This is a genomic window from Pelatocladus sp. BLCC-F211 (genome assembly GCF_041928655.1).
GTDB lineage: Bacteria > Cyanobacteriota > Cyanobacteriia > Cyanobacteriales > Nostocaceae > Pelatocladus.
In genome coordinates this window covers 1-15,049 of the sequence record NZ_JBHFLM010000040.1, presented here as the reverse complement: position 1 = coordinate 15,049, position 15,049 = coordinate 1, and the positions used below count along the sequence as shown (strand labels likewise).

General features: G+C 40.1%; 11 protein-coding genes and 2 tRNA genes. 9 read left to right on the top strand and 4 right to left on the bottom strand.

Going from position 1 to position 15,049, the window contains the following annotated elements:
* Window positions 1-178: 178 nt before the first annotated feature.
* On the bottom strand, window positions 179-2,995 hold the full coding sequence (locus ACE1AT_RS03590; protein ID WP_374865933.1) for a PAS domain S-box protein: 2,817 nt from the start codon (window positions 2,993-2,995) through the stop codon (window positions 179-181).
* Between the two features lie 490 nt (window positions 2,996-3,485).
* On the opposite strand from ACE1AT_RS03590, the gene ACE1AT_RS03585 reads away from it, so the two are divergent.
* Entirely contained in the window at window positions 3,486-3,974 is a 489-nt protein-coding gene (locus ACE1AT_RS03585; RefSeq protein WP_374865932.1) for a molybdenum cofactor biosynthesis protein MoaE, read from the top strand.
* Window positions 3,975-4,052: 78 nt separating this feature from the next.
* On the opposite strand, the gene ACE1AT_RS03580 is transcribed toward ACE1AT_RS03585, so the two are convergent.
* On the bottom strand, window positions 4,053-4,397 hold the full coding sequence (locus ACE1AT_RS03580) for a 4a-hydroxytetrahydrobiopterin dehydratase (RefSeq protein WP_374865931.1): 345 nt from the start codon (window positions 4,395-4,397) through the stop codon (window positions 4,053-4,055).
* A gap of 1,718 nt (window positions 4,398-6,115) precedes the next feature.
* On the opposite strand from ACE1AT_RS03580, the gene ACE1AT_RS03575 reads away from it, so the two are divergent.
* From ACE1AT_RS03575 to ACE1AT_RS03540, 8 genes are all read left to right on the top strand, one after another.
* Window positions 6,116-6,352 (top strand): DNA-directed RNA polymerase subunit omega, encoded by a 237-nt coding sequence (locus tag ACE1AT_RS03575; protein WP_016861589.1) that lies wholly within the window; start codon window positions 6,116-6,118, stop codon window positions 6,350-6,352.
* Window positions 6,353-6,394: 42 nt separating this feature from the next.
* Window positions 6,395-6,901, top strand: coding sequence for a hypothetical protein (locus ACE1AT_RS03570; protein ID WP_374865930.1), 507 nt, complete (start codon window positions 6,395-6,397; stop codon window positions 6,899-6,901).
* Between the two features lie 48 nt (window positions 6,902-6,949).
* Window positions 6,950-7,315, top strand: coding sequence for a DUF1818 family protein (locus ACE1AT_RS03565; protein ID WP_374865929.1), 366 nt, complete (start codon window positions 6,950-6,952; stop codon window positions 7,313-7,315).
* An 83-nt stretch (window positions 7,316-7,398) separates the two neighbouring features.
* Window positions 7,399-7,472 (top strand) — tRNA-Pro (locus tag ACE1AT_RS03560).
* A 388-nt stretch (window positions 7,473-7,860) separates the two neighbouring features.
* A complete protein-coding gene (locus ACE1AT_RS03555; protein ID WP_374865928.1) occupies window positions 7,861-8,049 on the top strand; it encodes a hypothetical protein in 189 nt (62 codons plus the stop codon).
* A gap of 313 nt (window positions 8,050-8,362) precedes the next feature.
* Window positions 8,363-8,435: transfer RNA gene (locus ACE1AT_RS03550), tRNA-Ala, on the top strand.
* Between the two features lie 179 nt (window positions 8,436-8,614).
* On the top strand, window positions 8,615-10,378 hold the full coding sequence (locus ACE1AT_RS03545; RefSeq protein ID WP_374865927.1) for a Rieske (2Fe-2S) protein: 1,764 nt from the start codon (window positions 8,615-8,617) through the stop codon (window positions 10,376-10,378).
* Window positions 10,379-10,459: 81 nt separating this feature from the next.
* Window positions 10,460-10,693, top strand: coding sequence for a hypothetical protein (locus tag ACE1AT_RS03540; protein WP_374865926.1), 234 nt, complete (start codon window positions 10,460-10,462; stop codon window positions 10,691-10,693).
* Between the two features lie 87 nt (window positions 10,694-10,780).
* Here the strand turns inward: ACE1AT_RS03540 and ACE1AT_RS03535 are convergent, their stop codons facing one another.
* Both ACE1AT_RS03535 and ACE1AT_RS03530 read right to left on the bottom strand, forming a co-directional pair.
* Window positions 10,781-12,412 carry a pseudouridine synthase gene (locus tag ACE1AT_RS03535; RefSeq protein WP_374865951.1) on the bottom strand — a complete coding sequence of 544 codons (1,632 nt, stop codon included), beginning with the start codon at window positions 12,410-12,412 and terminating at the stop codon, window positions 10,781-10,783.
* 69 nt (window positions 12,413-12,481) lie between these two features.
* Complete coding sequence (locus ACE1AT_RS03530; RefSeq protein WP_374865925.1) at window positions 12,482-14,521, bottom strand: EAL domain-containing protein; 2,040 nt, start codon at window positions 14,519-14,521, stop codon at window positions 12,482-12,484.
* Window positions 14,522-15,049: the final 528 nt, after the last annotated feature.

Genomic DNA, 15,049 nt, shown 5'->3' with positions numbered 1-15,049 from the left:
ACTATCTATATAAATATTAACTATTAAATAAGTAGCCGTCATGAACTGCGTACACCAGGGTAAATAAAAACATAACTCTTCTTACACCCCTACACCCTACACCCCTCTTTCAAGCAAGGTATAACTATCTTAAGAAACATCAAATCAAATCGCTGAAACTCTTACTCATGACAAATGACTATTGACCATCGACCATACGTAATGTTTTTAATAATTCCTGTGCAGTATAAGGTTTCGGTAAGAAAACTGTATGCGTTGTCTTGTGATTGAGTAAAATTTGTTCACCTGTTGCTAATCCACTGACAGCAATAATACGTAAAAGCGGATTCATTTTCAGCAATGTGTTAATAGTAGTTGTACCATCCATATTTGGCATCATCATATCTATAATTGCTGCACTGATTTTGTCTTTGTGTTGGGCATAAAGTGCCACAGCTTCAATACCATCACTAGCAGTGATAACTTTGTAGTTGTGATTTTCTAAAGAAGCTGCTGTAATCTCTGTGACAGCTACTTCGTCATCTACAACCAAGATCCATTGTCCCTGTCCTCTTGGCATTTCTAAATCTTCTGACGGTGGTTCTGTGTGTGTTTGAACTGCTGGTAAATACACTTGAAATTTTGTACCTTTACCAATAGTACTAGAAACACTGATAAAACCACCGTGACCTTTGACAACACCCATGACTGTGGACAGTCCCAGTCCAGTACCTTTCCCAAATTCTTTAGTTGTAAAAAATGGCTCGAAAATTCTGTCTAATAGTTCATGAGAAATACCGACTCCTGTATCAGCAACTTTGATCACGATATAGGAACCTACTTGGGCATCAAGATGCATTCTGGCATAGTTTTCATCAATCACAATATTATTCGCAGAAATGGTTAAAGTTCCACTTGTGGGCATAGCATCACGAGCATTGAGACACAAGTTCATTAGTACTTGATGCAGTTGGGTACTATCTCCACAAACATTCCACAAGTCTGGTTGAATTTCGGTGTTGACAGTAATTGATTTGGGAAATGTTTGTTCAACAATTTGCTTCATTTCCAAAATCAGGTGTTTGACTCGCAAAACAGTGCGATCACCTTCTATTCCTCTGGCAAATGACAGTACTTGCTTGACTAAATTTGCACCACGTTTGGCATTATTTTCTACTATTGATAATATTTGGCGATCGCGTCGGTCTTCGCATTTCATTTGCAGCAATTGTACCGACATCAAAATTGGTGATAGGACATTATTTAAATCGTGAGCTATACCACTAGCAAGAGTACCAATACTCTCCATACGTTGAGTACGTAAAAATTGTTTTTCTAGTTGTTTCTTTTGAGTAATATCTGTGTCAACAACAAGGATCGATTTTGGTTGATGATGCTCATCTTTTACTAGCGTCCAACGACTTTCAACAATGATTTGTTTACCAGATTTACTAATTTTTTGTAATTCACCCTGCCAAAAACCAGATTCTAGAACTATGTTATGAATTTCTCGTAGTAGTGGTAATGGTTCGTTAAATAAAAGTTCATCAGCATACTTACCTATAGCTTCTTCTGCTTGCCAGCCGTAAAGGTTTTCTGCACTTTTATTCCACAGTAAAATCTGATGAGATAAATCTCTGAGCATGATGGCATCAGTGGCAATATCTAGTAGTGCTGCTTGTTCACGGACTTGTTGTTCTACTTGTTTGCGAGCAGTGATATCCTCAAAAATATATAAACGTCCAAAATATTGATCATTGGCATCACGAACTTGTGTTGAGAATCGTCGCACAGTCCGCCCATCGGTAAATACAATTTCGTCTTCCACAACACATTGGTTGTCTTCGCTTTGCAAAGGTTTACACGACTCGGCAAAAGCAGGAATATCTGATATCAATTGTAAGCAATCGGGAATGATATCTTGATTTTTTAATTGGCGACGTTCCATCAATGGTTTGAGGTGTTGGATACCCCAAATTTCACAAAAGCGATCGTTAAAATATAGGATATTATCTGTACGATTATCTACAACATAAAATGCTAGTGGTGAAACGCTTGTCATAGAACGTAATAAGGCTTCTTGCCAACGGAGATGTTCTTCGGCAAGTTTGCGCTCAGTAATATCTTCTACGACGTAAGCAAATTGTGAAGTACAACCACAACATGCACCAATTGATGAAACTGTACTTCTCAGCCATTTTTTACCTTGAGCGTGATCGTGAGCATATTCAAAGCTGACAGGTAATTTCGTATATTCAGCTTCGCGGTAATAATTAATCCACTCACTCACATATTCTTGCGGAACACCTAACTCAGTAGCAAAACGATTTTGCATCATTTCTGGAGTTAGCCCAAAAAATTTGGCACTAGTGGCATTATCAGAGATATGCACAATATCATTACCTTGAAGTTCCACTACTCCCATCATCATGGGCGCACTGTCAAAAAAACTACGGAGGGTACATTCACTTTGCTTTAATGCTAATTGCGACTGCCTATATTCAGTTTTTATACTGGCTAATTCGGAGAGATTTCGCCGTAACTCTAATTGCCTAATAACTAAGCGGCCAATAGCCTGTAGTGCTTCTATTTGATCTGAGGTAATCTCACGAGGAACATGATCTACTATGCAGACAGTCCCAACTGCTTCTCCTTCTGGTGCTAACAAAGGCACGCCAGCATAAAATCGTACGTATGGTTCTGATGTCACTACAGGTGAAGTGGCAAATCTTTCATCAGCAATAGTATCTGGAATAACTAATGTATCACGTAATTCTACGCAGAGCGGGCAAAATCCGATCTCTTTGGGCATTTCTTGCACAGACAATCCCACTTTGGCTTTGAACCACTGACGCTTGGCATCAATTAAATTAATCAATGCGATCGGTGTTTGACAAATCTGAGTTGCTAAAAACGCCAAATCGTCAAAGACTTGTTCCGGTACAGTGTCTAAAATTTGATACTCATGAAGAGCTTCAAGCCTCTTCACTTCATTATTAGGCACTAAAGTTTTCATGAGACGTTTTCCCACTATTGCTAATTTACGGCTTACCTTCTTGCAAACTGTCGGTGTTGAAATGACTGAAGTAGGGCGGTAATAAATGAAAGAGGGAGATCAGTCACGAGTGTCTTTGCAAGCGCCATAGATAAATACCCCAACGGGAAATCTGCTTGCTGATTTACTAAGTGATTACTTTAGCTGATATTTAGGTCAAGTTACTATCAAGTCATCTAAAATAAAGAATAATAAGCCAACTTTGTCACTTAACCTATAGTAATATGCCTTAGGGAAGATGACAAAATACGAGATTAAATTGAGTAAAACTACTTAAAAAATTGCAAAATTGTGCATTGTGTAAGCATTTTTTTAGTGGGTAGGGCATTGGGGCATTGGGCATAAATCAGTTAACAGTTAACAGTTACCAGTTTAATTTGATAACTGATAACTGATAACTGAGAAGTTGTCCCCCTTGCCTTGTCTCCTTCCGTTCCCCAATCCTGCTACTATGACAACAACATTTACCTTTCCCATCAAACCGAAATCTGAAGATAGCTTTGCCATTACCTTTGCACCATTGCTAGTTGAGGAAGTCTATCAATTAGCTAACGATCCAGCAAATGGAGCAGTAGTGATGATGAGTGGTACTGTTCGCAATCAAACTGATGGTAAACCAGTAATTGCCTTGGAATACCAAGCTTATGAACCAATGGCTTTGCAAGTTTTCTATCAAATTGCTGCCGAGATTAGGCAAAAATGGACTGATGTAAATCGTGTAGTCATCCACCACCGCATTGGACATCTGCAAATTGGCGAAATTAGTGTTTTAGTGGCAGTGGGTTGTCCTCATCGTTCGGAAGCATTTGAAGCTTGTCGCTATGCGATAGACACTCTCAAACACAATGCTCCAATCTGGAAAAAGGAGTGGTATAGCGAGCTAGATGGTAAACTATCTAGTAGTTGGGTAAGTATTGGTGCTTGTGAACAAAACTGCTGAGACAAAATATGCTTCGTTTTATTGGCTGTGCAAAAGTCTTCGCTCGCTAACAAGCAGAAAACTTTAACGCTTCAGTTATCAAAAATGAGTAGCAATCATATCGGTTTTAGCAGCCATGATGAAATCGTTGCGATGTAGTCCTTTAATCGCGTGTGTCCACCAGGTAACTGTTACCTTGCCCCATTCAGTAAGTAAGGCGGGATGATGTCCTTGTTTATCAGCTTCTTCACCCACTCGTTGAGTGAAGGTGAGTGCTGTCTGAAAATCGGGAAACTTGTAAACGCGCTGTAAATGTGGCTCATTATTCTCCTCAATTATCTCCCAATCGGCTATCAGAGGCTTAAGTTCAGCAATTTCCGCGTCAGTTATTGGCGGTGAATCACCACTACAGGGAACGCAAGTCTGTGTTAATAATGCTTTCATTGTTCTTGCTCCTTCACGAGCAACGGTTTCAATTTAGTTTGCTGATGAATCAATAGTAATTAGATTTAATTTCAGCTTACTACATCTCCATAGAATCAATACACCTACGACACAACTCTGTTGTATCAAGTTGATAGAATTAGACCATCATTTTGATTTTTTATTTTCAGATAAAATTCTTATACTTTCCTTATTACTATCTACTAATACCAATTTCATATGAAGCTGCATAGAATTTTACCCCTTGGCAAGGGGAGACAGAGGGGGGTTGCCGCAGGCGGTGGGGTTCTTTTTATACATCTTCATAAAGAATTGGTATAAGTTTATCAAATACATAATTATTTTCAGTCGAGGTTGCTCCCTCCTGTTGGCACAGGGGGGGACTTTTTATAGCAATCAACTTATCTGCAAGTGCCTATAAAATCCTTAGAACTTCCTTACTCTCATTTAGTAAGCTTATTGAGATAAGGTCTGATGTTACTTGTTGCTTGACCTGTCACATCTTCAACATTGCAAACTTCTTCCCTCCTATATTTTTATAGGAGGGAATTTATTATTTCTAGGATGAGATTGCTCACTTATACGCTCGGTTTCCATTTCACGCCTTTGCTGCTGCTGAATTTATTCGCTGTGAGTTGAAATTCTTTGATGATGATTTTTTCTTCATTGAGGGGTTAGAGGTATGAGGGGGCTGCCACTGCAATCATTAATGGCATTAAAAACATACAATCTTTATTATTGATAACTCCTATTTAGGAGTGATTGAAGCGATCGCGTATACGGAACTCACTACGATCGCTTTTTTTGCAATCTTTGTAACAATTAATCAAAATACTCAAAAAATGTCACATATAGCGTTTCCTAAGCAACTGAGGTATACCCCAATCCTTCTTAATAAAGTTAATAGCTTTGAAAACGTACCTCACTAGGTCGAGAACCGCTATAATTGCTTGAATAAGAATAATGTCGTGGTCATAAAACCACGACATTTGAGGAATAATGCCTTCTAATCTAAGTTAAGGGATGTTTCGATAAACTTGTTTATCAAAACATCAACTATTATCTGAACTTTTCAGACAGAAGGCATCTACCAGTTGGTTAGTAAAATATTAAGTAATTGTGTAGCACTCCACACAAAATAATTGAATTTGAATAAAATCGTCAAACTTCTACTAAATCAAGTTTGATGAGCATAAATAGTTAAAAATAAATAACTGATTTGATTCCAATATGAAGAATTGCGTGATTGCTTGAAAAATACCGTCGCGATCGCAAAATCACAACGGTAGAAACAACAATGCCTTTGTTAGGGTCATAGACCTCAAGTATTATCATTGTTTTTTAAAAAAGAATGTATCTATCTGTTGACTAATAAAATTATTAAATAATCATGTAGTGATAGATACTAACTAATTTTAAAAGGTAAGATAAAGTCTCTCTTTTATCTTTGAGACTAATTATTCCCCAAAATTTAATAAGCAAGTTGACTAATAAGAGTATCCGATTTTTCAAAAATACCTGACGACGATTAGTCGCAGCTACACAAACCAAGACTGCTTACCCTTCAAGAACGCAGACTTAGTTTATAAATCATTACCTTGATGGTAAAAGCAAGCAGATTTATCTGTAATCAATCCAAAATCCAAAATCCAAAATCGCTTGACCGTTAATATATGACAATACTGCTAAACTAAAAAAGACCCAAAGAACCAGTAAATATGCTAAAGCGTTCTAAATTCGAGACAACCCCAACCCAAATTATGCATCGTGCGGAAGATTTGATTAGTGCAGCTTCAAATCGTTACCGCATTACGGTTCAGGTGGCAAATCGCGCTAAACGTCGGCGTTACGAAGACTTTGAGAGTAACGATGATATGATGATGAAGCCAGTGTTAAGGGCAATTATTGAAATGTCAGACGAACTGACTCAACCAGAAATCATCGGAGAAGTATAGATCAATTACTTTTAGGAAGGTGTTAGTAAGGTGCGGCGTACTATGCTTAAGCTTTGGCAAGCATTTTTTACTCCCCACTATTTTAGGGGGGTGGGGTTGATTTTAGTATTAGGTATGTTCTGGTTGAGCTTAGATCAAAACCAATCCATTTATACTAATTTACTCTCCACTTCACCTGCCTATGCTCAAAATGTCAGATCAGGTGATATTTGGCAGCAGGTGTATGAACAATTACCTGATTTACCAAAAGAAAACCAGTACGTCAGCAGAGAAACAGGGAAAGTTGCCCAAAATAATACCTTAGTTAGTCGTCTGATTCAGTATCACGTCTATCTCAAAGGACGTGCGCCAAATTATCGGTTAGATTGGAAATTGACTTTGGCTGATTACCTGAATGCCAACGAAGTCATGTACGATTCATCCTATCCAGGTCATGATACTTTAAAGAAAAATCCCTTTGAAGGCGATCGCGCTGCTATTCGTCGCCTCACCCGCAAGCAACGAAACGCCTTAGTGCAAGCATTAGTCAATGCTTACAGTCAAAATTAAGATAGTTAGTTAGTGGACAATAACTACTAACTAACTATTAACTTGTGTATGGAACGTGTCATCAAAAGTGGATCTGGTTGGCGTATTGGTTGGAATCCATCAGCGCCAGAGTTTAAGGGTTTAGTGGGAACGGATGATTGGGCGATCGAATTAACCGAAGCAGAGTTAAATGATTTTTGTCGGCTACTATTGCAGTTAGCAGACACAATGCAGCAGATGATATCAGAATTAATGGATGAAGAAAAAATAGCCTGTGAAGCCGAAAGTGATTTGTTGTGGATGGAAGTAGAAGGTTATCCCCACGCTTACAGTTTGCGCTTTATTTTGAACACAAATCGTTGTGCAGAAGGGAAATGGGACACTGTGTCTGTTCCGGGTTTATTGCAAGCTGCGGGAATGCTGAAAGTTTTTTGAGTAGACTAGTTGATTATTCCAGGGCTTATTGCTATAATTAGGAGGTTGACTAAAACAATTCTATTTTTAAGAATTGTTGTGTCCGGGGCGTAGCGCAGCTTGGTAGCGCGCCACTTTGGGGTAGTGGAGGTCGTGGGTTCAAATCCCGCCGCTCCGATTGATGTAGAGCGACCAATAATTTGTCGCTCTAGCTATGAATGCTTATCCGATATTCTTTTGCATTTTTTTTTTGAGCTTCCTTGTTACCAGGACACCTGTTCTCTGCTCTGGATTGGATTTCACTACTGATTTGCTCACGCATATCGCGGAGCTTTGGAATAACTATGCTGCCTGCTTGATAGGTTTTGGCGATCGCCACAATCCCAATTGAATTGTAATAACGCTCATGGTGTCCTCAGCTTTGTGGTTTCGGTAAAAATGACAGGGTTGTTAATTGTTTTTTTACTTACAATAAGCGCAATAATGTAATAGCGCAATGACGCAAATGTTTTTTTCCTGAGAGGCTGTGCAAAAATGAAAGCCGCAAGCTTTGGCTTCAAATAAGGATGGCAGAAGAAACTAGAGAAGTGCGGGGGAGACTCCCTAAAGACTTAAAAATCGCGTTTGAAATCGCCTGTGCGCGTCTGGAATTGACGCAGACTGCGGCTTTGGAGCAGGCGATTAGAGATTGGTTGCAAAAACAAGAGTCCCCTGCTATGGCAGTATCTTTTTTACCATTTTCCAGACTTTTATGACGCATATCTACACGTCACGTAGATTAATTGATAGACAAAACAAAAGCGATCGCCCTCCGGGAAGAGACTGCGATCGCCTTTTGTGGAACCCCGGCGCACGGTCTTAAAGCTCAGTCAATGTCTTCATAGAAGAGTCGCTGCCTTGTTGCCCACATTCACCCGTACTCCTTCGGAGAACCCGAAGGGTAGGGGAGTGTGTGGAGTACGTCACTGAATCTCTTGACTTAACTTGCATAAAATTGCATACTAGTAAAACAAAGATAGCTCAAAAAACTTATTTAAAAGCTTAAAAAGCTTGCTAATTAAAGTTTCTGGGGTTATAGCTCAGTTGGTAGAGCACCTCAATGGCATTGAGGGGGTCAGCGGTTCGAATCCGCTTAGCTCCATTTATTTTTGTCGATTAACAGGAAGCATAACTTTTCCTTTAAGTCACATTCTTAATCTTGAGGCACAGAAAAATCATGCCTCAAAACAAAATTGACAAAGTATTACTACCCGCGTTTTGTGTAGGAGAACAGCTACAGTAAAAGAAAGAACTTGCCATCTTCCCAGGAGGAGGTGCAATATGAGTCAAGCTTTGGAAGCAAAAAAAAATACTGAGCATTATGTATGCGTTGCTCAGGTTGCTGATGTCAAAGCCGCCGCTTATGCTATTGTTTATGTCGAAGGACAGGCGATCGCACTCTTTGATCACAATGACAAAATATACGCTATAGATAATCGTTGCCCACACATGGGTTTTCCTTTACACCGAGGCACAGTCAAAGATTGTATTTTAACTTGTCACTGGCATCATGCTCGTTTTGACTTGGCTAGTGGTGGCACATTTGACGCTTGGGCTGATGATGTACGTGCTTTTCCTGTAGAGATTCGTGGTGATCAGATATGGATAGATTTAGCACCCCATGCAGACCCCCAAGCTCACCAGCGTCAGCGCCTCCAAGATGGTTTAGAACAGGGGATCTCGTTGGTAATTGCTAAATCGGTGATTGCTTTGCTGGATGCAGGTATCGAACCAGCAGAACCATTCCGCATAGGACTGGATTTTGGGGTGCGTTACCGTAATGCAGGTTGGGGAGCAGGTTTGACGATGCACACTTGTATGATCAACCTTCTACCGTACCTCGACCCAAAAGACCGACCCCGCGCCCTTTATCACGGACTGGCTGCTGTGGCGCGTGACTGTGCTGGTCAACCACCACACTTTGGAGTTCACCCCTTACCCACATCTGCACCCGACATAAATACATTAAAAAGATGGTTCCGCCAGTTTATTGAAGTACGTGATGCAGAAGGTGCAGAACGGTGTTTAGTATCGGCGGTGCGTTCTGGTGCTGACCAACAGCAAATCGCTGAGATGTTGTTTACTGCTGCCACTGACCACCGCTATATTGATGTCGGTCATGTTCTCGATTTTACCAATAAAGCTTTAGAAGCTCTTGATGCTACTAATTGGCAGAATGCAGAATCAGTGCTAACTAGCTTAGTTGCTGGGTATGCCAGCGCCGAACGCATGGAAGAGTCAAATTCCTGGCGTTACCCGGTGGATTTAGTCGCAATTTTAGATCGTGCTTTTGCAGAAATCCCAGCAGCCTTAGAATTAGGACAGGATAAACAAGGAACCTGGGCAAACCGTGAAGCATTAGTCACAATACTTCTAAGTGAAGATGCTCAAGCGATCGCAGACTCACTTTTAGAAGCACTGCGAACTGGTTGTACCGAGACAGAATTAGCAGGTGCTGTCGCCTATGCAGCAGCATTGCGAATTGCCCGTTTTCACACCAATAATGATTTTGGGGATTGGGATACAGCCCATCACACTTTTACTTTTGCTAATGCAGTCCATCAAGGATTACGGCGCGTCGCTTCCCAATCATTGCTGCGGGGTGTCTTCGATGCAGCTATGAGTGTGTATCTCAACCGATTTTTAAATGTGCCACCTGCACGTCTACCAGAACCAAAGGAAACAGTAGACAACCCAGAAAAATTGCTGGATGAACTACCACAATTACTTGATCGACAACAACAGGTGAATGAAGCAGGCGCCTTAGTCGCTCGTTATCTGTATAGTGGTGGCAATCCTGATCGACTTTTAGCCGTACTGGGTAAAATGCTATTGCGAGAAGACCGCAGTTTTCATGTGATTCAAGAAATAGAAGCGGCTTTTCGTCAGTATAGTTTGCTACGCGACACAAAAGCAGGAAATCACGTCTTAATTGCCGCAACCCGCTATTTAGCAGCCCATGCACCAACCATGCGATCGCAAGGACAAACTTATCAAATGGCACATCGGTTACATCGAGGCGATCGGTTATTTGAAGAGTCGTAATGTGGGATCGGGGATTGGGGAGAAGCAAGATAAGAGGGACAAATAACAAATGACAAATGACCAACATCAAAGAGGTAAGCAATGGTACAGGAAATTAGATCCAATGAACCGCAATATGTTTGTGTTGTTGCTATTGAGAAAATGACAGGTAATCAAGATGAAGAAATTATGACACTTGGTGTGTCTGCTGATGATGCCAAAGGGCAAGCAATGCAGTTATTAGCAGATAATTATCAATGTCAGGAAGCACAAATTGTGGAGTTAATGCAACAGGCAAAAATTGAACCTATAGGTCAATGGTGTGCGCCAAAATAGGCAGGTGAAGATTGACGTAGTTCGTAGTGAGGACTTTAGTCATGAAAATATTCAAGCACTAAAGTGCTTACTACAAACTTTTCCAAATTAAAATGGGGTTTTTGTTTGTAAATGCAGTCTTTTCCCTAACTGGGGATGATCAAAACTTAGTTCTCTGGCGTGTAGATGTAAGCGACTCGCCTCTGCACTACATCCATAAAGACGATCGCCTAAAATCGGAATCCCAAGTCCTGTTGGATCAGCAGCATGAACTCGCAACTGATGGGTGCGTCCTGTGAGGGGGATAAATTCTATGCGAGTGTAGTTTACTTGTTTGCTAATTAGCTGGTACTTTGTCAAACTAGGTTTTCCATACTGCCAATTTACTTGTTGATAGGGGCGATTCTGAGGATTACCCCACAGTGGGAGTTCGATTACACCTTCGTTAGTGTTGATAGTACCAGCAAGCACGGCTTCATAAATTTTGTGAACTTGGCGTTGTTGAAATTGTTGACTTAGTTGACGATAAGTTTGGCGATCGCGTGCCAATAAAAGAATACCAGAGGTTTGTTGATCTAAGCGATGTACAGGAGTCAGCGCGATTCCATCTGGTAAATTATGGCGTAAACGACTGAGAACACTGTCTTGAGTGTCGCGATAACGACCAGGTACTGATAATAATCCTGGGGGTTTGTTCACAACAATCAGCCATTCGTCTGCGTAGAGAATCGGAACTTCTCCGGGAGGATGAGGTTGCAATCCCGACAGCAAAAACCCCATTAAAGGCTGACAGCGTTCGACACAAGCTCCATAAAATTCTCCTTGAATTTTATCCTGATTAACAGAGGACGGCCCCCACCAAAATTCTGCCATTGCTAATGGTTTTAAATTATGGGTTGCGGCGTAGTGGAGTAATTTAGGGGCGCAACAATCACCAGTACCAGTGGGTAAACCTTCTGGGATTAATTGTTGTAGCGATCGCGACTGTCCAAAGAAATTCATTATAGAATAAGCGGCGTGCATCTGTGCTTGTAGTTGGCGGGATAGTTGTTTGCGCTGCTGTTTCAATTCCCGGATGCGTATATCTGCGGTGTCAATTATTTGCTTCAGTGGTTGTAATCTTTCATCCCGTTGGCGCTTGAATTTTCGTCGTTCAATTCCATCTCGACGACTTTCTTGTTCAAGTTGTTCTAGGGCTGTTATCAGTGCTTCTGCTGTGAGGGTTGTGTTAAATAGCTGACGTTGGATGTGGCGTTGCTGTTTGCGATCTTTGTGGCGATCGCTCATTTGTTGCAGGCGCTGTTCAAACTCATGAGATAAATTTTCGTATTGCTGTCGTGCGGGAAGTTGCTTGAGGGTAATCAATTCCTGCTTAATAGTATCCAACTCAGCTAACGTCCGGGATTCATCAACCGCAACTTCATCTCGTCCGGGAATCGGTGGAACCCAACCCGCAACTACACTACAACCATTCAGTAGCCCAGAGAAAGCTTTGAGTATCCGTTGTTCGCCATCAGCCATTTCTACCAGTAATATCCCGTACATTTTGCCTTCACGGGAATAAACCTCATCGCTAGCAAGGTATTGCATGAAAGTATGTGCGATCGCTTCTACTAAAGGAGTGCGGGGGAGTTTTAGTAGTTCGCCAGTTTCAGGACAAGTACCTTCATAGTAATAACTGGGGGATGAATTGCTGATTGTAGAGTTCTTGGGGAGGTTGAAGACTAATGCTGATTGCATATCGTAGTAGACAGGCACAGATATCCTCATTTAGTGGATAGCGGTTGTAAGCAATAACAATTAGAGAAACTAATTTGTTCTCCATTTTAATTGCTCGAAAATATTTTCATATTTCTCTTTATCTAATCTTCCCTTTATTTCTGGAGTTGCCATACCAAGACTATGTCCCTGAATGTATTCAACCCCAAGTTCAACTACTAATTCTTGGAGTGAAAAATTACTATATTCATCAAAACCTTCAAGGATAGTGAAACAGTTAAAATCGTACTTCAGATCAACTAGATATTCTATGATACTTCTTCCCAACTTTTTCTCAAAGTGCAGAATTTCTCTGTCTACTTTAACATAGGTAGGATCGGCTTCTTGCAATCTAGACACGGAAGCATTTCCAACTCCAAAGTCATCAACAGCAAATTTGACGTCATAATTTTTTCTATATTTTCTTGCTATACTTCTAAAGCTTTCTAAGCCTTTTCCTTCATCATTAATAATTTCTGGGAGAAGAGTCTTTTCAGATATCTCAAGCATGAGTTTTTTGCCTGAAAGCAACTTCTGATCTCCTCTGACTAGCTTACTCAATAAATCCTCATATGCTGTGCGAAGAATACTTGAAGGATAAACATTAATTGAAAGCATTTTTTTCTCGTCATATCTCTCTGTTTTTGACTTCTCAGTAGCTTGCTTGTAAGTCCTCAGTGCTTTCTCTAAAATATAAAGGTCTATCTCTGTTTGAAAACGTACTCCCCACATTTCCGCGATCTTGAACAAATTAACCGGAGCGCGACCAGTCTCTGGATCACGTGCTAAAGCTTCCCAACCAGCAATCGTTATATTTTCATCATGCCTGTCAAAAAAGATAATTGGTTCAAAAAAAACTTCTATATTTTGTAAAGACTCATGAAAACCTTTGAATCTTTCCTCATATACTGCATCACTCACATGATTATATTGACGCTTGACTGCGTCATACATTCTGTATTTAATGTGTTCTTTTGTTTTTAGTCTCTGAAATTCTTTCTCAGAGTCATATAAACTACTGAGCATAGTGCCAATAATATCTTCCAGAGACTCTAATTGAGTTGATAAACCAAAAATAACGATAATAGAATTTGAGCTTTTGTTAGGTATAGTGATGAGATAACCTTCCTCAGTCAAGTTTGATTCTTTATCTATATAAATTCTGTAAGAACTATCTGATCTTAAAGCTTTGGAGTATCGATTTTTTAACAGAGAATTGAAGGCGCTTGAACAGACTTCAACTGATAAATCACTAGATTGACTCTCATATAAAACCCTGTCCCACCCATATCTATATATGTAGACTAGCTTTGCATCGAAGAAATTTCTGATCGCATCAGTGATCATTGTTTCTGAACAGACATCAAAATTTATTGTTTCGATAAAATCTTCTATGAAGCGATCATATTTCTCTAAAATACTGCGTGCTGGTTTAAAATAAACACCTCTTTCTCTAGAAGGTGCTTGATTTGCTGATTTTACTATGTCTTCGCTTTCATCTTGGAATGTTAAATAACCGCCATGTTTTATTTTTAAACAAGGCATCAAGTTTTCTGCGGCTCCATAAATTTGCATGGTGACACACCCAAGCGTATACGCAGATTCATATGTTTTTCCTGAGCCTAGTGCATCATAAAAGCTTACAGCAAATTCAATAGCATCTCTATCTTGAATCTCTTGTTCCATGCCAATTACATAATCTATATATTGGCTGATGGTTTCAACCTGAATTTTTGAATAACAAGCATTGAGAAGTACACATTCCACCTGGGTATTAAAGGATTTAAAGAGATTAGCAAGACCATCTATGCTAATTAACTGTACATTGCCTTGGTTGTCTTCTAAAGCTATGCCTTCCTCTGCTTTCCCATGTCCACAGAAGTGAACAATATTAGGTTCTACTTCAGTCATAGCTCTGACTAAATCTCTTGGGCGTACTGCCCATCTTGTTTCTAGATTAAACTGATGACGATTTTCTGCTCTCTTGAGAGCTTCTTCAATATCTCGAACTTCCTCTGCTAGGCGTAACTGCGTAGTATTTCTAGGGTTTGCAGCTAAAATTAAAATCGTTTTCTTCAATTTTTCAGTCATGCTCAATTCAACTCAGTATATTTTGCATCCTATATATCCAGTATAATTTGGTACGTATAAAATCGGAGTCAATATTGTTCGGTTAAAAGCCAGCAAATAAATTTTCGGCTTAAAGCTTAAACCAATTGAAATTGCTTAAAAGCTTTCCCAGTAAGCTAAAAGCTGTATGTGTAGCTGCGACTTCTAGTCGCCTGGTGCAATATCTTTAATTTTAATTTTGCTTAACTAATTGTTTGGAATTCTCTAAGCACTGAAGTGCTAACTACGAACTTGCAAAACAACCTCTCATTGAAAGATCCCCGACTTTTGAGAAAAATCGGGGATCTATACTCGCAGCTAAAAACTAAAACTAGCGTAGGTTGGGGAGCCAGTGCGTTGCGGGGGTCCCAAGAGTTGTAGCACCTGGCGTTTGAGGAACGTAGACGCGCCCTGCGCGGCTGATCGCAGAGTAACCCAACATTATCAAGGCTTTGTTGGGTTGAGCGCAAGCGAAACCCAACCTACATTTCTTCTTAACTGAACCGTATT

Bases quoted from the DNA above. Each gene is read 5' to 3' on its own strand.
- ACE1AT_RS03590 (WP_374865933.1), bottom strand. From the start codon at position 2,995: ATGAAAACTTTAGTGCCTAATAATGAAGTGAAGAGGCTTGAAGCTCTT.
- ACE1AT_RS03585 (WP_374865932.1), top strand. From the start codon at position 3,486: ATGACAACAACATTTACCTTTCCCATCAAACCGAAATCTGAAGATAGC.
- ACE1AT_RS03580 (WP_374865931.1), bottom strand. From the start codon at position 4,397: ATGAAAGCATTATTAACACAGACTTGCGTTCCCTGTAGTGGTGATTCA.
- ACE1AT_RS03575 (WP_016861589.1), top strand. From the start codon at position 6,116: ATGCTAAAGCGTTCTAAATTCGAGACAACCCCAACCCAAATTATGCAT.
- ACE1AT_RS03570 (WP_374865930.1), top strand. From the start codon at position 6,395: ATGCTTAAGCTTTGGCAAGCATTTTTTACTCCCCACTATTTTAGGGGG.
- ACE1AT_RS03565 (WP_374865929.1), top strand. From the start codon at position 6,950: ATGGAACGTGTCATCAAAAGTGGATCTGGTTGGCGTATTGGTTGGAAT.
- ACE1AT_RS03555 (WP_374865928.1), top strand. From the start codon at position 7,861: ATGGCAGAAGAAACTAGAGAAGTGCGGGGGAGACTCCCTAAAGACTTA.
- ACE1AT_RS03545 (WP_374865927.1), top strand. From the start codon at position 8,615: ATGAGTCAAGCTTTGGAAGCAAAAAAAAATACTGAGCATTATGTATGC.
- ACE1AT_RS03540 (WP_374865926.1), top strand. From the start codon at position 10,460: ATGGTACAGGAAATTAGATCCAATGAACCGCAATATGTTTGTGTTGTT.
- ACE1AT_RS03535 (WP_374865951.1), bottom strand. From the start codon at position 12,412: ATGCAATCAGCATTAGTCTTCAACCTCCCCAAGAACTCTACAATCAGC.
- ACE1AT_RS03530 (WP_374865925.1), bottom strand. From the start codon at position 14,521: ATGACTGAAAAATTGAAGAAAACGATTTTAATTTTAGCTGCAAACCCT.